The organism is Afipia sp. GW823-FHT06G09 (assembly GCF_058794875.1).
Genome location: NZ_JBXAHF010000002.1, coordinates 408,570 through 428,103 on the forward strand (window position 1 = coordinate 408,570; position 19,534 = coordinate 428,103).

The following is a 19,534-nucleotide window of genomic DNA, read 5'->3' on the forward strand; positions in this document are numbered from 1 at the left end:
CTTCGGCATCAACAACGCCGCGTGCAGCTTATTCCGCCTTATATTCCCTCGCCGACCGTCAGCGAAACGTCTGCGGGACGCATGGCACGGTTGAGCGAGCGATCCAGCGACGCCAGCACCTGATGCTTGACCGCCTCGAAGGCGGACGAATTCCTGTCGCGTGGACGGCTGAGTTCCACCCGGATCTCCTCGAACAGCCGCCCCGGCAGCGGCCGCATGACCATCACGCGATCCGCCAGCATCACCGCCTCATCGACATCATGGGTCACAAGGACAAGCGTCGGCTTGGTGTCGGCCCACAGATCGAGCAGATGATCCTGCAAGTCGGCACGCGTGAAGGCGTCTAGCGCCGAAAACGGTTCGTCCAGCAGCAGCACTTCCGGAGATGGCACCAGCGCCCGCGCGATGGCAACCCGCTGCGCCTGACCGCCAGACAACTCGCGCGGCCATGCATCGGCCTTGTCGGCAAGTCCGACTCGCGCGAGTGCGCGGGCAGCGCGCTGCTTTCGCTCCGGCGCAGGCGCGTGGCTCAATCCAAACCCGATGTTATCCGCGACGCTGAGCCATGGTAGCAGGCGCGGTTCCTGAAAAATGATGCCGACCTTTTCGTGCGGCGCTGTGATCGAGATGGCGTCGAGCGTGACGGCCCCTGTCGTCGCCCGGTCGAGCCCGGATATCGCGCGCAGCAGTGTGGATTTCCCGCAGCCTGAACCGCCGATGATGGCGACGATCTCACCGGGCTTGATGCGCGCAGAGAAATTCTCCAGCGCACGGACGCCATTCGGATAGGTCTTGCTGACATGATCGAGAACAAGCATCAGGCCCCTCCCGCATGCGCGCCGAAGGAATCCTGCCAGCGCAAGAACGGCACCGCAGCCAGTTGGATCAGCCAGTCGGTGACCTTGCCGAGGATTGCAAACACGATGATGGCGGCAACGATTTGCGCCGGCTTGCCCAGTTGCTGGCCGTCTGTAAGCAGATAGCCGAGTCCCTCCGACGCGCCCATGAATTCAGCGGCGACCACGAACATCCAGCCAAGACCGAGGCCCGAGCGAAGCGACACAATATAGGCCGGCAGCACCGCCGGCAGCATGATGCGGCGGATCATCGCAACGCCGCTAAGGCGAAAGATGCAGCCGACCTCGACGATCTTGCGGTCAACGGCGAGGATGGCGCCCATCACACCGAGATAGATCGGAAAGAAAACGCCGACCGCGATCAGGGCCACCTTGGAGGTTTCAAAGATTCCTAGCCACAGGATGAACAGCGGCACCCAGGCAATCGACGGGATCGCGCGCAAGGCCTGAAAAGTCGGATCGAGCAAACGCCGCGCCAATGCCCAGTAACCGCAGATCGCGCCAAGGATTGTTCCCGCCGCAATGCCGAGTCCGAAACCCGCGCCGACGCGACTCAACGTCGCGGTGATGTGCCGGCTCAATTCACCGCTCGCAGTGAGTTCGATCAGCGTCTGCCAGATACGGCTCGGCGGCGGCACCAGCCGCCCGTTGGAGTAGCCGAGACGCACGGCGAATTCCCATGCCAGGGCAACGACGAGCGGCAGCAGCAAGCCGATTGCAGGACGCACAACACGGCGCAGGCGGGCGGCGGGACGCGATGCCGGCTGCTCTGCGATGACGTCCGGCGCTGGGGTATCGAGTGTCATGGTCATAGCAAAGACTGCTTATCGCAAACGATTGCAAGGGTGCTCAGAGCGAAGGCCTGCAAGCTTGCGGCATGCGGCCTTGAGACGTGCCGCCTGCGGCATATCGTCAATTCGTCGGCAGCGGCACCTGATCGTCGATCAGCGCGTCCACCGTCGCCTTCACGTCCACACCCGGCTGAATCACGCCGGCCTGCTGAAGTGCAAGGCCAGCGGCCAGAATCGATTCGCGCTGCGGCGCGCCGATGCGATTGTGTGTCAGTTCCGTACGCTCCTTGAGCTGCTTGTCGACCACAGTCTCCGGCAGCTTGGTCACGGCGATGAAACCCTTCTTCAATTCATCGTAGTTGGCGAGCGAATACTTGCGCGCTTCCTCATAGACCGCGAGTAGGCGCTGCACGATCTTCGGATTGTCCTTCAGGAACTGCTCGCGGACGTTGAGGATGCCCCAGGTGTTGGCTTCGGGCTTGCGGAAGAACAGCCTTGCGCCGTCCTCGATCTCGGCCTGCGCCATCATCGGATCGAGCCCCGCCCACGCATCGACGTCGCCACGGATCAGCGCGGCCTTGCCGTCGGCGTGCTGCAGCAGAACGGGGGTGATGTCCTTGTCGGTCAGGCCGGCTTCCAGCAATGCACGGACGAGGAAGATGTGCGGGTCTGTGCCACGCGTCACCGCAACGCGCTTGCCTTTTAGATCGGCGACCTTCGCAATCCTGGAGTCCTTGCCCGTCACCAGCGCAGTCCATTCGGGACGCGAATAGACATAGACCGACTTGATCGGATTGCCGTTGATCTTTGCGACCAAGGCGGCCGAGCCTGCCGTCGAGCCGAAATCGATCGATCCGGCGTTGAGGAATTCGAGCGCCTTGTTCGAGCCCGCCGATTGCACCCAGACAATCTTGATGCCGTCCTTCTCGAATTCCTTTTCGAGCAGGCCCTTCTCTTTCAGGATGATCGAAACCGGATTGTAGGTCGCCCAGTCGATCGCAATCTGCTTCGGCGCGTCGGCAGCGAAGGCCGCGCCAGGAGCGAATACGGTGCCTGCAATCAGGGCGGCAACAGCGCGTCGGGTCGGTCGGAACATCGAGGTCTCCATCTGGTGATCGGGATCGGAATGCGGTTGAATTGGTGCGACCTCGAGCATCCGGCGAACGTTCACCATCACTCGATACGCGAAAAATTACTATGTTTTTCAATGAGTTACCGTCAATCGTCAACGAGAAAATAACTCCGCAAATGCACGCTGCGGGAGAACCGCCTTTCACCAGCGGAAGGGAAATCAGAACGGACGGCTCCTCTTGCCGCAATCCGCTGATGACACCGTTGCCGCGGTCCGTTATCCGAATGGAATGGACAGCGTGACGCCGAAGCCTCCTCAGCAAGACGAAGTGATGTTCGACACCGCGCGCGTCGCGGGCGAGATCGATGCGCTCGCGGACAAACACGCAGGAAAGGACGACCTGCTCCGGGCGGCCATTACGCAGTTACTGAAGGGTGAACTTGCCAAGGCCCGCGCCGTTGCGCAGGCAGAACTACTCAAGGACCGGCACGGGCGGCGATGCGCCGAGCGGCTTTGCTTCGTGCAGGACGAGATCATCCGCATCCTGTTCAACGCGGCGACCCGTCACCTCTATCACTCACCGACCCCTTCGGATTCCGAACGCATGGCGGTGATCGCCACCGGTGGTTATGGCCGCGGCCTGATGGCGCCCGAGTCCGACATCGATCTCCTGTTCATCCTTCCCTACAAGCAGACCGCCTGGGGCGAGCAGGTCGCCGAAGCGATCCTCTATTGCCTGTGGGACATGGGCCTGAAGGTCGGTCACGCCACCCGCTCCATCGATGAATCGATCCGGCAGGCACGCGCCGACATGACGATCCGCACCTCGGTGCTGGAAACCAGATTCCTCACTGGCGACACCGCGCTTTACGAGGAGTTGGTCACCCGCTTCGACAAGGAGGTCGTGCAAGGGACCGCGACTGAATTCGTCGCCGCGAAACTCGCAGAACGCGAAGAGCGGCACCGGCGCGCAGGCCAGTCACGCTATCTGGTCGAGCCCAACGTCAAGGACGGCAAGGGCGGCCTTCGCGATCTGCACACGCTGTTCTGGATTGCCAAATACGTCTACCGCGTTCGGGAGACCGAGGATCTTGTGCAGCGTGGCGTGTTCGACCCGCAGGAATACCGTACATTCCGCCGCTGCGAGGACTTCCTGTGGTCGGTCCGATGCAACATGCACTTCTTCACCGGCCGTCCCGAGGAGCGGCTGTCGTTCGAGATGCAGCGCGAGATCGCACAGCGGCTTGGCTACACCTCGCATCCCGGCATGCAGGACGTCGAGCGCTTCATGAAGCACTACTTCCTGATCGCAAAGGAAGTCGGCGATCTCACCGCGATCCTGTGCGCCAAGCTGGAAGATCAGGAGGCCAAGCCCGCGCCGGTGCTGAGCCGGATGATGGCAAGGCTCCGGCCGGGCCGCAAACGCGGCCGCGTCCCCGGCGGCGAAGATTTCGTCATCGACAACAACCGCATCAACCTTGCCGCGCCCGACGTGTTCAAGGCGGACCCGGTCAACCTGATCCGCATTTTCCGGCTCGCACAGAAGAACAATCTCGCTTTCCATCCCGACGCCATGCGCGCGGCGACGCGCTCGCTCGGCCTGATCACGCCGAAGCTCCGCGAGAATCCCGAAGCCAACAAACTGTTCATCGAAATCCTGACGTCGAACGACGCGGAAACCGTGCTGCGGCGGATGAACGAGGCCGGCGTGCTCGGCCGCTTTATTCGCGCATTCGGACGGATCGTGTCGATGATGCAGTTCAACATGTATCATCACTATACGGTCGATGAGCATCTGCTGCGCTGTATCGGCATCCTTCAGGACATCGAGCGCGGCGGGAACGACGAATTCGTTGTCGCCAGCGACCTGATGCGGAAAATCCATCCCGAGCATCGCGCCGTGATCTACATGGCGGTGTTCCTGCACGACATCGCCAAGGGCCGTCCCGAGGATCACTCCATCGCCGGCGCCAAGGTCGCGCGGCGGCTTTGCCCGCGCTTCGGATTCAACGCCGCCGACACCGAGCTGATCGCCTGGCTGATCGAGGAACACCTCACCATGTCCACGGTGGCGCAATCGCGCGACCTGTCGGACCGCAAGACCATCGAGAACTTCGCAGCGGTTGTTCAATCAGTGGAGCAGATGAAGCTGCTGACCATCCTGACCACGGCCGACATTCGGGGCGTCGGCCCCGGCGTCTGGAACGGCTGGAAAGCACAGCTCATCCGCACGCTGTATTATGAAACCGAACCGGTGCTGACCGGCGGCTTCTCCGAGGTCAATCGGGCCCAGCGCATCGACGCGGCGCAGGCGGAATTCCGTGCAACCTTCACCGAGTGGCCTACCGCCGAACTCGAGGCCTATATCTCACGGCACTATCCTGCTTACTGGCTGAAGGTGGAACTGCCGCGCAAGATTCGCCACGCGCGCTTCGTCAAGGCCAGCGAGGCCGGCGGCCACAAGCTGGCGGTCAATGTCGGCTTTGATGAGGGACGCGGCGTCACCGAACTGACGATCATGGCGCCCGATCATCCCTGGCTGCTGTCGATCATCGCGGGCGCCTGTGCCTCCGCCGGCGCCAACATCGTCGACGCCCAGATCTACACCACCACCGACGGCATCGCGCTCGATACCATCGCAATTACCCGCGAATATGACCGCGATGACGATGAGGGCCGGCGCGCGACCCGCATCGGCGACACCATCGAACAGGTACTGGAGGGCAAGCTGCGCCTGCCGGACATGATGGCGCGCCGCACGGCCTCCAAGACGCGGCTCAAGCCGTTCAGCGTCGAGCCGGAAGTCAGCATCAACAATCAGTGGTCGGATCGCTACACCGTGATCGAGGTCTCCGGCCTCGATCGTCCAGGCCTGCTGTTCCAGCTCACCACCGCGATTTCGAAACTGAACCTCAACATCGCATCGGCTCACGTCGCCACCTTTGGCGAGCGCGCACGCGACGTGTTCTATGTCACGGACCTGCTCGGCGCGCAGATTACTGCGCCGACGCGACAGGCCGCCATCAAGCGCGCCCTGATCCATCTGCTCGCCAATGGCGACGCGGCGGAAAAACCCGCAGCCTAGCTGCGTGCTCGCTTTCCGAGCGCCGCGCCTTCATGCGCGAGCAGCCATTCCTTGCGCGCGAGCCCGCCGCCATAGCCGGTCAGCGAACCATCCGCGCCGATCAGCCGATGGCACGGCACAACGACGCTGACCGGATTCGAACCGTTGGCGAGGCCGACCGCGCGCGCCGCCTTGGGCACATTCAGGCGTGCCGCGAACGCACCGTAGCTCGAGGTCTTGCCCGCGCGAATTTTCTGAAGTTCAGCCCACACCTTGCGCTGGAACGGCGTGCCGTTGGTCCGCCATTTGATGGCTTTCAGTTCGCCGAGATCCCCCGCAAAGTAACGGGTCAAGGCAGCAGTGATGTTCGCGGGAGCCTGCGCCTTTTCCAGAACATAGTCGCCGTAATGCCGCCGCAGCAGCCGATGCAGCCGTGTCTCGTAATCGCTCCAGTCGAGCGCGCGCAGGAAACCCTGATCGTCGGTGACGAGCAAGGCGGTGCCGATCGGTGTTTCGAGCCGGCCGATCTGAAATCGGTGAGATTGTTTTGCAGTCATGTCCGATATCCGTCATCACGAGTTTCGGCCATCCTGGCCGTGATGACACGGGAAGTCTTTCCGTTTTCCGACAACATCGGGGTCTCGGCAATCGCCGCGCTTGCTGCTACGTTCCCCCTCGTATGGGGGGCATTGCCATGAATTTGATTGCCAACGGGCTCGTCGCACTGGTCGCGGCGCTGCACATCTATTTCCTGGTGCTGGAGATGTTTCTCTGGACCAAGCCGAAAGGCCTCGCGACATTCGGCAACACCATCGAAAAGGCGCAGGCATCGGCGGTGCTTGCAGCCAATCAGGGACTCTATAATGGTTTCCTTGCTGCGGGCCTGATCTGGGGCCTGCTCCATCCGAGCCTAGCTTTCGGCTTCCAGATCAAGGTGTTCTTCCTGCTGTGCGTGATCGTCGCGGGGCTCTATGGCGGCTACTCGGTCAGCAAGAAAATCATGATCGTGCAGGCGCTTCCCGCCGCCGTTGCATTGATCCTGCTCTGGCTGGCCCGCTAGCCGGGAATTTCGCCGAACGTTGTGCCGACCTGCATCGGTGCGGTGCGGATGAGCCGCGAGTCCTCGACCGCAGCCTGCCGGTGCTTGACCGCTTCGCGGTATGCCGGGTCGCGGATCATTTCCACGAACGCGGCAACACTCGGATATTCGGCGATGAAGCAATGATCCCAGCGTTCTTCTGACGGACCGATCAGCATCAGTTCAAACTTACCCTGCCAGACGATCCGGCCACCGAGCCGCGTGAACACCAGTCCGCTTTCGCGGCCGTAGCTGGCATAGGCTTCCGCGCCAGTGGCCTTGCGGCCATCGGGATACTTCGCCTGCGCGTGCAGCCGCACCAGGTTCAGCATGTGGATGGGACCGGGACGATTGTTGTCGCGGAACGCCGCGAAGACTTCCTTGGTCGGATCGATATGGCCGGTCATTTGCTTCTCCCACGGATCTTTGATTTTCTGCAGCTAAGTCATTCTTGACATAGGTGTCAATGATGACCTAGTGCTGTTGCATGGTCGGAACGCGACAATTCGACGAAGACGAGATGCTGGCCGGCGCGCTGGAGGTCTTTTGGCGCAAGGGATTTACCGGCACGTCGATGATCGACCTTGCGGAGGCGACCGGAATCCAGCGCGGCAGCCTCTACAACGCCTATGGCGACAAGGAGCAGTTGTTCCTGCTGGCATTCGACCGATACACACAGCGTTTCCTCGAATCTGCCGAGCAGGCCCTTTCCGCCTCCGACGCGCGAACTGCTCTGAATGCGTTCTTCGAAACCGCGATCGCCAACATGACCAGCGGCTCCCCGCCGCGAGGATGCCTCACAACAAAAACCGCCCTTGATCTCGATACCGCCGGGCCCGCCATCGAGGCGCGCGTCAAACGACTGATCGGCGACCTGACAGCGCTGCTCACCGCGGCCCTCTCGCATGCCGACGCAAAAGCAGAACTTACCGTTGCACCCGACGCCGCGGCGGACCTGATTGTCACGTTCACCCGTGGACTGGCCGTCATGGAACGGGTCCATCACAACCGGAAACGGTTGAAGCAGACGGCTGCACAGCTTGTTCAAGTTCTGTTTCGACCTGCGTAACCCGGCCGGGAAGCGGAACCTCTAAACGCTCGTTAACCTTTGCGTAACGCGCCTTTAAACCGCCATCGCTAGCCTGCACGCCTTGCATCATCAGCATTGCGACACGGATTTGGATGGCACTGGGGCGTAAAAAGAACAGCGGTCGCAAGGAGCCGAAATTCGACGGCGCCGCGTCGCTGGATGGCGTCCGCCTCAATCCGCGAGATCGTATCGGCGGTGTGGACGACAATGTCCCACCGAAGCGCCGCGCGGCGAAAAGCCGTCCCGTCGAATACGACGAGGAAGATGACATGCCTCGCGAGCGCCCTCGCAAGACCCGCGCTGCCGAGCGCAAAGAAAACAAGTCGAAGGCGAGAGGCCGTTCGCGCTCCGGCCTCGGCCGTCTTGTGTATTGGGGCGCCGTGCTCGGCCTGTGGGCGATCATCGCCGGCGCCGGCGTCATCATCTGGGTCGGCGCGCATCTGCCCGCGATCCAGTCACTGGAAATTCCCAAACGTCCACCGACCATCCAGATCACCGGGATGGACGGCAGCGTCATTGCAACGCGCGGCGAAATGCCGGGCGCCAATGTGTCGCTGAAGGATCTGCCGCCCTATCTGCCAAAGGCGTTCATCGCCATCGAAGACCGCCGCTTCTACTCGCATTTCGGCATCGATCCGACCGGCATCATGCGCGCGGCCGTCACCAACCTTCTGCATCGCGGCGTCTCGCAGGGCGGCTCGACCCTGAGCCAGCAGCTCGCCAAGAACCTGTTCCTGACCCAGGAGCGCACCTTCCAGCGCAAGCTGCAGGAAGTCGAACTGGCGCTGTGGCTGGAGCGGAAGTACTCGAAGAACGAAATTCTGGAGCTCTATCTCAACCGGGTCTATTTCGGCTCCGGCGCATATGGCGTCGAGGCGGCGGCGCAGAAATATTTCGGCAAGTCGGCAAAGAACGTCTCGCTCTCCGAGGCTGCGATGCTTGCCGGTCTCGTCAAGTCGCCGTCGCGGCTTGCCCCGAACCGCAACCCGGAAGGCGCGGAGAAGCGCGCGCAGATCGTGCTGAGCGCGATGGCCGACGTCAGCTTCATCACCGACGCGCAGGCCAAGGCCGCGATCGAGAAGCCCTCCTATGCCGTCAGGCCGGTCGGCGCCGGGACCATCAACTATGTCGCCGACTGGATCGGCGAAGTGCTCGACGATCTTGTCGGCCAGATCGACCAGAACATCGTGGTGGAAACATCGATCGATCCGAAGCTGCAAAGCGTCGCGGAAGCCGCGATCATCGACGAACTCGCCACCAAAAGCGTGAAATTCAACGTTACGCAGGGCGCGCTGGTGGCGATGACACCGAGCGGCGCGGTGCGTGCCATGGTCGGCGGCCGCAACTATGCCGAAAGCCAGTTCAACCGCGCGGTCACCGCCAAACGCCAGCCTGGCTCGGCCTTCAAGCCATTTGTCTATCTCACCGCCATCGAAGGGGGCATGACGCCCGACACCATGCGCCAGGATGCGCCGCTCGACGTCAAAGGCTGGCGGCCGGAGAACTACAGCCGGGAGTATTTCGGCCCGGTGACGCTGACGCAGGCGTTGTCGATGTCACTGAATACCGTGGCGGTCCGGCTCGGCCTTGAAGTCGGCCCGGCCAATGTGGTGCGAACTGCACATCGGCTTGGCATCGCCTCAAAGCTCGAGCCCAACGCGACCATCTCGCTCGGCACGTCGGAAGTTTCCCTCAACGAACTGGTGGGCGCTTACGCACCGTTCGCCAATGGCGGATTTACCGCCTCGCCTCATGTGGTGAACCGGATTCGTACCCCCGAGGGCAAGGTGCTGTACGCACGCCGCAACGATCCCCCGGCACGCGTGATCGACGCCAACGCGGTGGGCATGATGAACGTCATGATGCACGAGACGCTGGTCACCGGCACCGCAAAGAAGGCGGACATTCCGGGCTGGTCGGCCGCAGGCAAGACCGGCACCAGTCAGGATTTCCGTGACGCCTGGTTCATCGGCTATACCGCCAATCTCGTCACCGGCATCTGGCTCGGCAATGACGACAACTCGCCGACCAGGAAAGCCACCGGCGGTGGCTTGCCTGTCGAGGTCTGGACCCGCTTTATGAAGGCCGCGCACCAGAACGTCGCGCCTGCGCCGTTGCCGGGCTCGATGCAGCCGTCGGGCGGCTTCCTCTCTAATCTGTTTCCCGGAAGTTCACGCACGCCTTCGCGCGCCCCCTATCCGCAGCAGCCTTATCCGCAGACGTCCAACAATCAGGACTTCCCGCCGCCGAACGCACCTGCGCCTTATCCGCCGCAGCAGCAGTCTCGTCCGCCGGTCACGCAGACATCTGCGCGTCCTGAAGCAGCCGCAGGGCTCGATGGCTGGCTGATCGATCGGGTTTTCGGTGGCCGGCGCTAACGCGCGGCGCAACTGAAGTCTGATTCAACTCTACTGAATCAGACTCACCGCTCATTCTCAAAATCAGATGTTATTCTTCAATCCCGTAGCGATGAAGATCATTGCCGTGGGTATCGAGCCATCGCTTGGCGCGCTCGGTCGCCGGACAAATCTTGGCTACAACTTTCCAGAATCGCGGCGAGTGGTTCATCTCGACGAGATGCGCAACCTCATGTGCCGCAAGATAATCCAGCACATAAGGCGGCGCGAGAATCAGCCGCCATGAGAACGACAGCGCGCCCGCGGAGGTACACGACCCCCATCGGCTCGACTGATCGCGGATTGTAATCCGCTTCACCTTGACGCCGAGTTCCTCGGCATAACGATGTGAAGCATCCGTCAGCGCGCGACGGGCTTCACGCTTGAGAAAATCGTGAACGCGACGATCAATGAATTCGGAATCACCCGCGACACACAGAATCTTGTCGCCGCTGTCACGCGTCTCCGGCCACACGGTTCCACGCACACCGGCACGATGCACAATCCGGTGCGGAACGCCACGCAAAGGTACCGAAGTGCCCGGCGAAAACGGCGCGGCCTTCGGCAAACCACCGAGACGTGCAGCGATCCAGGCACCGTGACGTTGCGCGAAGTCCTTGGCTTCATACAGATTTCCGCGCGGAGGCATGGTGAGAATGGCTTCGCGCCTGCTCGGATGAATGCGCAGCGTGTATCGGCGCGCGCGCCGATGACGCCTGAGCTGAATCGTGTAGATCGATGAGCCAATTTTGACCGCGAGCGTGCGCGGTTCGGTCGGGCGGCGATAAAGGAGAGCACGAAAAGCCATGTCAGCAGGTCCGGACAGCAGGAATTCGCCGGGATTCTGCCATATCCGCCGCCAGTGAAATTCATCGGCGCAAAAACAAATCATTTGCCCAATATATCGTGGTTTTAGGGAGTTCGCCTCCCATATCCAGGGGGATGAAACCTGAAATAAAGATTCATTTTTTAGCTGGAGCCCCGACCGGAAACAGTTCGCGAAATTCACTCCGTCGCCTCAATTGAAAGAGGCAAAATAGGAAGCGAATCCAAATAGTTAGACGACCTGGAGAAGATCCGGCAGCGCAAAGCTCCGGAAGCCCCAATAAAATGGGCTTTTCCGGCCCCAAGGGACCGAAAAAGGCCTACTCGGCAGCCGCCAGAACCCGCTTGCTATGAGCCGACGAGTGCATGAAATCGGAAATTCGAGGCACGATTTCCGACTTAAAGCGGGAGCCGTTGAACACACCGTAATGGCCGACGCCCTTCTGCACATAATGCACACGCCGCGCGTCCGGAATCGAACTGCACAGCCCGTGTGTCGCTTCGGTCTGGCCCAAACCCGAGATGTCGTCGTTCTCGCCCTCCACCGTCATCAGCGCAACGCGCCGAATCTTCGACGGATCGACAGGCTTGCCGCGGTGTTTCATCTCGCCCTTCGGCAAGGCGTGCTTCACGAACACCAGATCGACGGTCTGCAGATAAAATTCGGCGGTGAGATCCATTACGGCCAGATACTCGTCGTAGAATTCGACATGCTTGTCGACGAGGTCGCCGTCGCCCTTGACGAGATTAGCGAACAACCGCTTGTGCGCGTCGACGTGGCGATCGAGGTTCATGCTCACAAAGCCCGTGAGCTGGAGAAAGCCCGGATAAACGTCGCGCATGAAGCCGGGATGCGGGAACGGCACCTTGGTGATGACGTTGTTGCGGAACCAGTCGATTCCCTTTTGCTCGGCGAGATCGTTCACACCGGTCGGATTGCGCCGCGTATCGATCGGCCCGCCCATCAGCGTCATCGACGTCGGGTAATACGGATCCTTCTCGGCCTCCATGATGGACACCGCAGCCAGGACAGGCACGGAAGGCTGGCACACAGCCACAACATGCACATCGCCCTTCAGCGCATGGATCATCTCGATGACGTAATCGACATAGTCGTCGAGATCGAATCGGCCCTGCGCCACCGGCACCATCCGGGCGTCAGCCCAGTCGGTGATGTAGACATCATGACCAGGCAAGAAAGCTTCGACCGTGCCGCGCAACAGCGTCGCGTAATGTCCCGACATCGGCGCCACGATCAGCACGCGCGGATGCGGCGTCCGCAGCGGCTGGGTCAGCTTGCGTTCGAAGTGCAGCAGCCGGCAGAACGGCTTTTCCCAAACCGTCTTGATCTCGACCGGCACGCGCATGCCGTTGACTTCAGTATCGTGCAGGCCCCATTCGGGCTTGCCGTAACGGCGCGTTGTGCGCTCGAACAGTTCGCAGCCGGCGGCGATGGATTTTCCGAACTCGGTGCTGGCAACCGGATTGAAGGGGTTCTCGAACCACAGCTTCATCATGTCCGCCATCGCCCGCGCCGGATTGAGCGAGGCCTGACCCATCTCGTACATCCAGTACATGGGCGTGGTCAGCGCAGGGCTGACCTCGGACGGCAAGCCAGGCGGCCTGCCAAATTCGCCTATCGGCATAATGATTCCTCGATCCTAGTGTCCCGTATCCGACGTTCGCCCTCACTCTGCAGCACCTTCCGAACGAACGTCGGATACGAAAGGACACTGCGTTGTGATTCTAGTGATCCTTTGGTTCTGACATTCGTAAAAGGTGTCGGCCGGGAAATGATACGAATGTCAGAACCGGATCACTAGTTTCGCGGCGCAACATACTGTCGGGCCTGCGACAAAGCGTCAATCCGCCCATTTTACAGATCAGGTGATTAATTAACCGGCGGAGGCCGCTAGCGATGGTTATTCACCGCTCTGGACCAAGGAACCGTTTTTTCGGGCGCTTTTCAGCAACAGCAAAAAGGCAACAGTCGATATGGCGAATAAAGCCACATTGATGGCCAGTGCCTGGATCATCAGATCGGCCCGGAAGACATGGTCAATCAGCAGCGCCCGCATCCCCTCAAATACGTAGGTCGGCGGCAGCATCCAGGCCACGACCTGAAGCCAGTCCGGCAGGACCGAGACCGGGTAGTACACGCATGACAATGGCAGCAGCGCGAACATCAGCGTCCACGCCAACCCTTCCGCGCCCATGCCATTGCGAAGCACCAGCCCGGACGAGATCAGCCCGAACGACCAGCTCGTGAAAATCAGGTTGCAGAAGAATGCCACCAGCGCGAGGCCGAAACCGAACAGGTTGAAGCCGAAGAACGCGATGGCGAGTATCGTCATCGGAATCACGCCGACCGCCAGCCGCACCACGCTCATCACCATCAGCGAGATCAGATATTCGCTGACCTTGAGCGGGCTCATCAGCAGATTGCCGAGATTCTTCGACCACATCTCTTCCAGAAACGACATTGAAAAGCCGAGCTGGCCGCGGAACAGGATGTCCCACAGGATCACGGCGCCGATAAAGGTGCCGCCAGCCTTGGCGAAGAATCCGGCATTCTGCGAGATATAGGCCTGCGAGAAGCCCCATGTGATCAATTGCAGCACCGGCCAGTAAATCAGTTCGAGCAGCCGCGGCCAGGATGACGTGAGAAGATACCAGTGGCGCAGGATCATCGCGCCGATGCGATGTGGCGCGATCATCTGCGGATTGCCGTGATGAAGCTCGATGCCGCTCATGACGCCGCCTGTTGCACGCGGCCGCGCGCCACATCGAGGAACACTTCTTCGAGCGTTGTGCGGTTGTAGCGCGCCAGAATAGCGGCCGGGCTATCGTCGTCTTCAATCCGCCCGCGCTTCATGATGATCACCCGGTCGCACAGCCGCTCGACTTCCAGCATGTTGTGCGAGGCCAGCAGGATCGTGGCTCCGCGCTCCTTGCGGTAACTTTCGAGATGACTTCGGATCCAGTCCGCGGTGTCGGGATCGAGCGACGCGGTCGGCTCATCGAGCAGCAGAAGTTCCGGCTCGTTGATCAAGGCCTTTGCCAGTGCGACACGTGTTTTCTGACCTGCGGAGAGCTTTCCGCTCGGGCGGTCGAGAAACTCGCCAAGATCGAGATCGGCGGCGAGCGAAAGAATCCGGTCCTTCAGATGTGTCACGCCGTAGAGCCGGCCGAACACGGTGAGATTCTGCCGCACGGTGAGACGGCCCGGCATGTCGACATAGGGGCTCTCGAAATTCATCCGGCCGAGCACCTGCGCGCTCTGCTCGGGCATCGCGCAACCGAGCACACTGACACGGCCCGAAGTCGGCGATACCAGCCCCATGATCATGGAGATGGTCGTGGTCTTCCCGGCGCCATTGCCACCCAGCAACCCGGTCACCGAACCGCGCGGAATCGTGAACGAGATGTCGTCGACAGCGCGGGTGGTCTTGTAAACCTTCACCAGCCGCTCAAGCTCGATCGCGGCGGCGGCGGAGGCCGGACCGGAATGAGACGCGGCACGGGAGGGTGAGAGCTGCACGGTCATAATATCCGTTCATTGAGCCAACGGGAGGGCATCCGCAAGGGCCGGATACGCAGGGCCGGTTTGTGATCGGCGTTGCCGGACGCTAAGAGTATGGCATGAGCGACATCGCGACCTCCGATTTCCGCCACCCGCGCCGTTACGTGCGTCTCGACACCATCCTGCGGCTGCGCTGGCTGGCCGCGCTCGGGCAATTGGCGACGATTTTTATCGTTTCGGAAGGGCTCGATTTCGAGGTCCCGGTGATCCCCTGCGTGGTCATCATCGGGCTGTCGTCGCTCCTCAATCTGGTGCTGCAGATCAGGTTCAACCCGGTCCACCGGCTGGCGCCCCGTTATGCGGCGGGGCTTCTCGCGATCAACATCGCGGAGCTTGCCGCTCTGCTGTTCCTGACCGGCGGTTTGCAGAATCCATTTTCATTTCTTTTCCTCGCACCGGTTCTGATCTCGGCGACCGCTCTGCCGACACGGATCACCATCGCGCTCGGCATCTTCGCGGCCACCTGCGCCACCGCGCTCGGCTTCTTCCATCTGCCACTGCCGTGGAACGGCGAAGAGCCTCTTGTGCTGCCGCGCACCTACATGATCGCCGTGTGGATTTCGATCGTGCTCGCGATTGGTGTCACCAGCCTTTACGCGTTTCAGGTCACCGAGGAGGCCCGCAAGCTCTCCGATGCGCTGGCCGCCACCGAACTCGTGCTGACGCGGGAGCAGCATCTGACGCAAATCGACGGACTCGCCGCCGCCGCCGCCCATGAACTCGGAACGCCGCTCTCCACCATCTTTCTGATTTCGCGCGAACTGGAGCAGGCTATCCAGACCAACGGCCTCGACGATCATGCCCGCGGCGATCTGAAGACGCTGCGCGAACAGGCGCAGCGTTGCCGGGAAATTCTCGCCAAGATCACACAGCTCTCCTCGCATGGCGCACCGTTCGACCGCATGCCGCTGTCGACGCTGATCGAGGAGACGGTCGCCCCGCATCGCGACTTCGGCATCGCCATCAAGGTGCGTATCGCGCTGGCGCAGGACGCCGAGCCCGTCGGCATGCGTAATCCTGCGATCCTCTACGGCGTCGGCAACATTCTGGAGAACGCCGTCGATTTCGCGCGCGAGCGCGTCGAGGTGAATGCGTGGTGGAATGCGCATACTGTCGAGATCGTCGTGTCCGACGACGGCCCCGGGATTCCGCCGGACATTCTCAAGCGAATCGGCGAGCCCTACCTGACGCGGCGGCGCGCCGGCGAAACGGGAGGCGAGCGAAGCGGGCTTGGCCTTGGGGTATTTATCGCGCGCACCTTGCTCGAGCGTACCGGCGCTCGCGTGTCTTTCACCAACCGGACCTTTCCGGATCATGGTGCAATTGTCACAATTACCTGGCCGCGCGACAGCTTCGAAACTGCGGAAGTTCCATCGGGGGCGCTGTCTTAACCACCTCCATGCAAGCGTGTTCTGGAGAAGCCCGAACTGGCGGCCTTGGCATCGCCCGATTGACGCGCCATATCTATAGGACACACTCACAGAGTACCCAGGAGGCGCAAAACCGTGACCGCAACTGCCGATTTGACCGAAATTGCCGACCGTTCCTTGCTGATTGTCGAGGATGACAAGGCATTCTTGGAGCGGCTGGCGCGCGCCATGGAGACTCGCGGCTTCGCTGTGAGCACCTGCGACAATGTGTCCGACGGACTCCATCACATCGATCAGACGCCACCTGCTTTCGCTGTGGTCGATCTGCGGCTCGGCGATGGCAACGGTCTTGACGTGGTGTCCGCGCTGAAGCGGCAGCGGCCCGATGCACGCGCCATCGTGCTGACCGGCTACGGCAATATCGCAACCGCAGTTACTGCGGTGAAGATGGGCGCGGTCGACTATCTTTCCAAGCCGGCTGATGCTGATGATGTGGTCGCCGCGCTGCTCGCAAGCGGTGACGATAAATCGCAGCTTCCGCAGAATCCGATGTCGGCCGACCGCGTCCGCTGGGAACACATTCAGCGCATCTATGAGATGTGCAACCGCAATGTCTCCGAGACGGCGCGCCGCCTGAACATGCACCGCCGGACCCTGCAGCGCATCCTGGCCAAGCGCGCCCCGCGCTGAGCGCTGTTCCGGCGCGGAACCTTTGTGAGCAGGACTGCGTTATCGGCGCAGGACTGTCACAGGGAGCGGCTCCGCCGTACGGTAGATGCGAAAGGCCCGGCATATCGAAATCTCGTCCCGCCTCGAAGTCACCAAACAGTTTGGTCTCGTCGAGGATTACCGGATCGATTGGCCTCAGGGATCGCCCCTCCGCGCTCCGCGTGTCACGATCCGCAGGCGTTCGGCTTACCCTGCTCAACTGACGCGCAACTACGTCACGACGCTGCTTGAGCCGTTTGTTCCCTCCCGCGAAATCGTGGTGACATAAGTTTCAATCGAAAGGCGAAACCGTCATGGGCGCCGCAATCTGGGACATCATCCGCGAGGCGACACGGACGTCGCACAGCCGTCTCGATGTCGCGCTGTCCAGACTCGATATCGCAATCCCGCTTTATTACGAGGCCTTTCTAAGAAGTCAGGCCGAAGCGCTCTTCCCGCTCGAAGCCGCTCTAGAAACGGGCGGGATTGAAAATCTCATTCCCGACTGGACGCTGCGCGTGCGCACGCCCGCACTTGAACGCGATCTCGCCACACTGGGCATCCCCTGCCGGCCGCTGTCCGCGCCTGAGTTCAAATCGGCCGCGGAGATGCTCGGCGCTGTTTATGTGCTTGAAGCATCGCGCATGGGCGAGCGGGTGATGCTGGCGCGTCTGGCGGAAAATCCCGACTCCGAGACGATGAACGCGACGGCGTATCTGCGGCACGGCTTCGGCAAGCGGTTCTGGCCGAGCTTTCTCACGCTGCTGGAAAACCATCCCGCGGCGCTGGCCGATCCGGCAGGCGTCGTGCACGGCGCGGAGATTGCGTTTGCGATGTTTGAGGATGCCCTGATCCCGGTGGCGAACGTTGCCGTGAACCAGTTCACACAGGCCAATCTCTAGACTTCGTGATGCCCCTGCGGATCGACGAGCCGGCTGATGCGCTGCGCCGCCAGCAATCCAAAACTTACAATCATCGATTTACGTGTCGCGGCCGGCAGCCGGTGTTCAGGCGCATCGCAATGCAGATGCGCGCCGTATGCGTCGGCGACGATCAAGCCGGTATCTGCCGGAAACAGATCGCACGGCATGTCCTGGGTGAAGGCAAAGAACAGCCGGTCGCAATGCATCCGGTAGTCCTGCCATTTTTGATCGGCGCGCAGATCCTCGACCGACGATTTGATCTCGACAATCCAGATCTCGCCGCGCGCGTTCATCGCCACCAGATCGGCACGGCGGCCTGACGGCAGGGTCAATTCGCTGACGCAGAAAAATCCCAGCGATTTCAAAAACCTGGAAGTACCGCGCGCAATGGCCAGCGCTGTGTCGGACTGGCGGCGATCCGGCGGCAAACTCGGCTCGATGGGGCGAAACGGTGAATGCATGATTCCGGGAAGCGTAGCAGAAAAGCCAAAACCCCTCAGCCTCAAAAGCGTACGCGGCCCGACACAATTCGGACCCCGAGCGGTCGCGAAGCGGGGGAACCATCGGTTCCGCTGGGAGCGAACACTCGTTTGAGCCCTTGGAGGGGGAAATGTACTCACGCATCACCGACAGATTTAAATTCGGCGGCACTGCATTCGCACTTGCCGTTCTCTCGTTGCCGATCATGTCCACGTTCTCACAAGCCGTTGCCAAACCCACCGTCGAAGTCGCGTTCGTCCTCGACACGACAGGCTCAATGGGCGGTCTGCTCGACGGCGCCAAGCGAAAGATCTGGTCCATCGCAACGAGCGTTGTGGACACCAATCCCGATGCCGACATCCGGATCGGCCTCGTCGCCTATCGCGACATCGGCGATGAATATGTCACCAGAACATTCGATCTCACCACCGACATTCAGGACATCTACGCCAACCTGCTCGATCTGAAGGCGCGCGGCGGCGGCGACTGGCCCGAGAGCGTGAACGAAGCGCTCGATGTGGCGGTCAACAAACTGCAGTGGACCAAAGGCAGCGATACAAAGCGCATCGTGTTTCTTGTCGGCGACGCGCCGCCGCACATGGATTACGCGCAGGACACCAAATATCCGAAGACGCTTGCAGTCGCCAAGCAGCGTGACATCGTGGTCAACGCGGTTCTGGCCGGAGACGCTCGCGACACCGCACGGGTCTGGCAGGACATTGCGCAGCTCGGTGACGGCCGATTCATTCCGATTCCGCAGGATGGCGGCGAGGTCGTCGTGATCGAAACGCCTTACGACGACGAGATCATCATCCTGCAGAAGGAGATCAACGGCACGGTCATTCCGTACGGCCCGCAGAAGGTGCAAAAGCGCGTCGAAGAAAAAACCCGGCAACTGTCCCAGGTCGCCGCCGCGGCCCCCGCTTCGGCGTCCGACATGGCGAGCTATCTCAACAAGCGTTCGAAATTTTCCTCCGAAGCCGTCACCGGCGACGGCGATCTGGTGAGTGCCGTGGCGTCGGGCCGCACCAAGGTCGAAGGCGTCAAGGAGGACGAACTGCCCGACGAGTTGCGCAAGCTCTCGCCGGAGCAGCGCAAGGCCGAGATCGACAAGAAAACGGCGGCTCGCAAAAACCTGAACGAAAAGCTCGCGGCGCTGGTGCAGAAGCGTGATGCGTTCGTAGCCGAAAAGCGCCGGTCTGCTGCCCCTGCCAAGGCCTCGTCGTTCGACCAGGTGGTTGCCGACACGCTGAAAGCCCAGACCAGGCGATAGCTAAGTCATCCGGCGCAGCGCACG

The 19,534-nt window shown here is 61.5% G+C and carries 19 protein-coding genes; 9 read left to right on the forward strand and 10 right to left on the reverse strand.

All coding sequences use genetic code 11. From position 1 onward, the window contains the following. Positions 1-38: 38 nt before the first annotated feature. From AC1Q67_RS09550 to AC1Q67_RS09560, 3 genes are all read right to left on the reverse strand, one after another. Complete coding sequence (locus AC1Q67_RS09550) at positions 39-818, reverse strand: ABC transporter ATP-binding protein (RefSeq protein WP_492234308.1); 780 nt, start codon at positions 816-818, stop codon at positions 39-41. Next, positions 818-1,669, reverse strand: a complete 852-nt coding sequence (locus tag AC1Q67_RS09555; protein WP_492234307.1) for an ABC transporter permease — start codon at positions 1,667-1,669, stop codon at positions 818-820. Before AC1Q67_RS09555 ends, AC1Q67_RS09550 begins: the two co-directional genes overlap by 1 nt. 100 nt (positions 1,670-1,769) lie before the next feature. After that, entirely contained in the window at positions 1,770-2,744 is a 975-nt protein-coding gene (locus tag AC1Q67_RS09560) for an aliphatic sulfonate ABC transporter substrate-binding protein (RefSeq protein ID WP_492234306.1), read from the reverse strand. A 265-nt stretch (positions 2,745-3,009) separates the two neighbouring features. On the opposite strand from AC1Q67_RS09560, the gene AC1Q67_RS09565 reads away from it, so the two are divergent. Next, positions 3,010-5,805 (forward strand): [protein-PII] uridylyltransferase, encoded by a 2,796-nt coding sequence (locus AC1Q67_RS09565; protein WP_492235676.1) that lies wholly within the window; start codon positions 3,010-3,012, stop codon positions 5,803-5,805. On the opposite strand, the gene AC1Q67_RS09570 is transcribed toward AC1Q67_RS09565, so the two are convergent. After that, positions 5,802-6,341: a methylated-DNA--[protein]-cysteine S-methyltransferase gene (locus tag AC1Q67_RS09570; RefSeq protein WP_492234305.1), complete on the reverse strand. Its 540-nt coding sequence runs from the start codon at positions 6,339-6,341 to the stop codon at positions 5,802-5,804. The two genes, AC1Q67_RS09565 and AC1Q67_RS09570, sit on opposite strands and share 4 nt — an antisense overlap. Before the next feature lie 137 nt (positions 6,342-6,478). Here AC1Q67_RS09570 and AC1Q67_RS09575 point away from each other — a divergent pair, with 137 nt between their 5' ends. After that, a complete protein-coding gene (locus AC1Q67_RS09575; RefSeq protein WP_492234304.1) occupies positions 6,479-6,844 on the forward strand; it encodes a DUF1304 domain-containing protein in 366 nt (121 codons plus the stop codon). Here AC1Q67_RS09575 and AC1Q67_RS09580 read toward each other — a convergent pair. Beyond that, positions 6,841-7,269 carry a DUF1330 domain-containing protein gene (locus AC1Q67_RS09580; RefSeq protein ID WP_492234303.1) on the reverse strand — a complete coding sequence of 143 codons (429 nt, stop codon included), beginning with the start codon at positions 7,267-7,269 and terminating at the stop codon, positions 6,841-6,843. The genes AC1Q67_RS09575 and AC1Q67_RS09580 overlap by 4 nt on opposite strands. Positions 7,270-7,382: 113 nt before the next feature. Between AC1Q67_RS09580 and AC1Q67_RS09585 the strand changes: the two genes are divergently transcribed. Together AC1Q67_RS09585 and AC1Q67_RS09590 are read left to right on the forward strand one after the other, a co-directional pair. After that, a complete protein-coding gene (locus AC1Q67_RS09585; RefSeq protein WP_196812811.1) occupies positions 7,383-7,931 on the forward strand; it encodes a TetR/AcrR family transcriptional regulator in 549 nt (182 codons plus the stop codon). Between the two features lie 113 nt (positions 7,932-8,044). Continuing rightward, entirely contained in the window at positions 8,045-10,330 is a 2,286-nt protein-coding gene (locus AC1Q67_RS09590; protein WP_492234302.1) for a transglycosylase domain-containing protein, read from the forward strand. 70 nt (positions 10,331-10,400) lie between these two features. On the opposite strand, the gene AC1Q67_RS09595 is transcribed toward AC1Q67_RS09590, so the two are convergent. The 4 genes from AC1Q67_RS09595 to AC1Q67_RS09610 form a co-directional block, all read right to left on the reverse strand. Continuing rightward, complete coding sequence (locus AC1Q67_RS09595; RefSeq protein ID WP_024575551.1) at positions 10,401-11,240, reverse strand: M48 family metallopeptidase; 840 nt, start codon at positions 11,238-11,240, stop codon at positions 10,401-10,403. Positions 11,241-11,493: 253 nt separating this feature from the next. Further along, positions 11,494-12,819 (reverse strand): polyhydroxyalkanoate depolymerase, encoded by a 1,326-nt coding sequence (locus AC1Q67_RS09600; protein ID WP_492234301.1) that lies wholly within the window; start codon positions 12,817-12,819, stop codon positions 11,494-11,496. A gap of 276 nt (positions 12,820-13,095) precedes the next feature. Then, a complete protein-coding gene (locus tag AC1Q67_RS09605) occupies positions 13,096-13,926 on the reverse strand; it encodes an ABC transporter permease (protein WP_024575553.1) in 831 nt (276 codons plus the stop codon). Continuing rightward, positions 13,923-14,720, reverse strand: coding sequence for an ABC transporter ATP-binding protein (locus AC1Q67_RS09610; RefSeq protein ID WP_492234300.1), 798 nt, complete (start codon positions 14,718-14,720; stop codon positions 13,923-13,925). Before AC1Q67_RS09610 ends, AC1Q67_RS09605 begins: the two co-directional genes overlap by 4 nt. A 95-nt stretch (positions 14,721-14,815) precedes the next feature. On the opposite strand from AC1Q67_RS09610, the gene AC1Q67_RS09615 reads away from it, so the two are divergent. The 4 genes from AC1Q67_RS09615 (at position 14,816) to AC1Q67_RS09630 (ending at position 17,736) form a co-directional block, all read left to right on the forward strand. Beyond that, a complete protein-coding gene (locus AC1Q67_RS09615; RefSeq protein WP_492234299.1) occupies positions 14,816-16,147 on the forward strand; it encodes an ActS/PrrB/RegB family redox-sensitive histidine kinase in 1,332 nt (443 codons plus the stop codon). A 114-nt stretch (positions 16,148-16,261) separates the two neighbouring features. Beyond that, positions 16,262-16,816 carry an ActR/PrrA/RegA family redox response regulator transcription factor gene (locus tag AC1Q67_RS09620; protein WP_024575556.1) on the forward strand — a complete coding sequence of 185 codons (555 nt, stop codon included), beginning with the start codon at positions 16,262-16,264 and terminating at the stop codon, positions 16,814-16,816. Positions 16,817-16,901: 85 nt separating this feature from the next. Next, positions 16,902-17,123 carry a hypothetical protein gene (locus AC1Q67_RS09625; protein WP_024575557.1) on the forward strand — a complete coding sequence of 74 codons (222 nt, stop codon included), beginning with the start codon at positions 16,902-16,904 and terminating at the stop codon, positions 17,121-17,123. A gap of 25 nt (positions 17,124-17,148) precedes the next feature. After that, positions 17,149-17,736 carry a biliverdin-producing heme oxygenase gene (locus AC1Q67_RS09630; RefSeq protein ID WP_492234298.1) on the forward strand — a complete coding sequence of 196 codons (588 nt, stop codon included), beginning with the start codon at positions 17,149-17,151 and terminating at the stop codon, positions 17,734-17,736. Here AC1Q67_RS09630 and AC1Q67_RS09635 read toward each other — a convergent pair. Further along, positions 17,733-18,218, reverse strand: a complete 486-nt coding sequence (locus AC1Q67_RS09635; protein WP_024575559.1) for an MmcB family DNA repair protein — start codon at positions 18,216-18,218, stop codon at positions 17,733-17,735. The two genes, AC1Q67_RS09630 and AC1Q67_RS09635, sit on opposite strands and share 4 nt — an antisense overlap. Positions 18,219-18,367: 149 nt before the next feature. On the opposite strand from AC1Q67_RS09635, the gene AC1Q67_RS09640 reads away from it, so the two are divergent. Further along, the gene (locus AC1Q67_RS09640) at positions 18,368-19,510 is read left to right on the forward strand and encodes a vWA domain-containing protein (RefSeq protein WP_492234297.1); all 1,143 of its coding nucleotides are present in this window, start codon (positions 18,368-18,370) and stop codon (positions 19,508-19,510) included. Positions 19,511-19,534: the final 24 nt, after the last annotated feature.

Coding starts and splice junctions, on each gene's coding strand:
- AC1Q67_RS09550 (WP_492234308.1), bottom strand. CDS start 818: ATGCTTGTTCTCGATCATGTCAGCAAGACCTATCCGAATGGCGTCCGT.
- AC1Q67_RS09555 (WP_492234307.1), bottom strand. CDS start 1,669: ATGACCATGACACTCGATACCCCAGCGCCGGACGTCATCGCAGAGCAG.
- AC1Q67_RS09560 (WP_492234306.1), bottom strand. CDS start 2,744: ATGTTCCGACCGACCCGACGCGCTGTTGCCGCCCTGATTGCAGGCACC.
- AC1Q67_RS09565 (WP_492235676.1), top strand. CDS start 3,010: ATGGACAGCGTGACGCCGAAGCCTCCTCAGCAAGACGAAGTGATGTTC.
- AC1Q67_RS09570 (WP_492234305.1), bottom strand. CDS start 6,341: ATGACTGCAAAACAATCTCACCGATTTCAGATCGGCCGGCTCGAAACA.
- AC1Q67_RS09575 (WP_492234304.1), top strand. CDS start 6,479: ATGAATTTGATTGCCAACGGGCTCGTCGCACTGGTCGCGGCGCTGCAC.
- AC1Q67_RS09580 (WP_492234303.1), bottom strand. CDS start 7,269: ATGACCGGCCATATCGATCCGACCAAGGAAGTCTTCGCGGCGTTCCGC.
- AC1Q67_RS09585 (WP_196812811.1), top strand. CDS start 7,383: ATGCTGGCCGGCGCGCTGGAGGTCTTTTGGCGCAAGGGATTTACCGGC.
- AC1Q67_RS09590 (WP_492234302.1), top strand. CDS start 8,045: ATGGCACTGGGGCGTAAAAAGAACAGCGGTCGCAAGGAGCCGAAATTC.
- AC1Q67_RS09595 (WP_024575551.1), bottom strand. CDS start 11,240: ATGATTTGTTTTTGCGCCGATGAATTTCACTGGCGGCGGATATGGCAG.
- AC1Q67_RS09600 (WP_492234301.1), bottom strand. CDS start 12,819: ATGCCGATAGGCGAATTTGGCAGGCCGCCTGGCTTGCCGTCCGAGGTC.
- AC1Q67_RS09605 (WP_024575553.1), bottom strand. CDS start 13,926: ATGAGCGGCATCGAGCTTCATCACGGCAATCCGCAGATGATCGCGCCA.
- AC1Q67_RS09610 (WP_492234300.1), bottom strand. CDS start 14,720: ATGACCGTGCAGCTCTCACCCTCCCGTGCCGCGTCTCATTCCGGTCCG.
- AC1Q67_RS09615 (WP_492234299.1), top strand. CDS start 14,816: ATGAGCGACATCGCGACCTCCGATTTCCGCCACCCGCGCCGTTACGTG.
- AC1Q67_RS09625 (WP_024575557.1), top strand. CDS start 16,902: ATGCGAAAGGCCCGGCATATCGAAATCTCGTCCCGCCTCGAAGTCACC.
- AC1Q67_RS09630 (WP_492234298.1), top strand. CDS start 17,149: ATGGGCGCCGCAATCTGGGACATCATCCGCGAGGCGACACGGACGTCG.
- AC1Q67_RS09635 (WP_024575559.1), bottom strand. CDS start 18,218: ATGCATTCACCGTTTCGCCCCATCGAGCCGAGTTTGCCGCCGGATCGC.
- AC1Q67_RS09640 (WP_492234297.1), top strand. CDS start 18,368: ATGTACTCACGCATCACCGACAGATTTAAATTCGGCGGCACTGCATTC.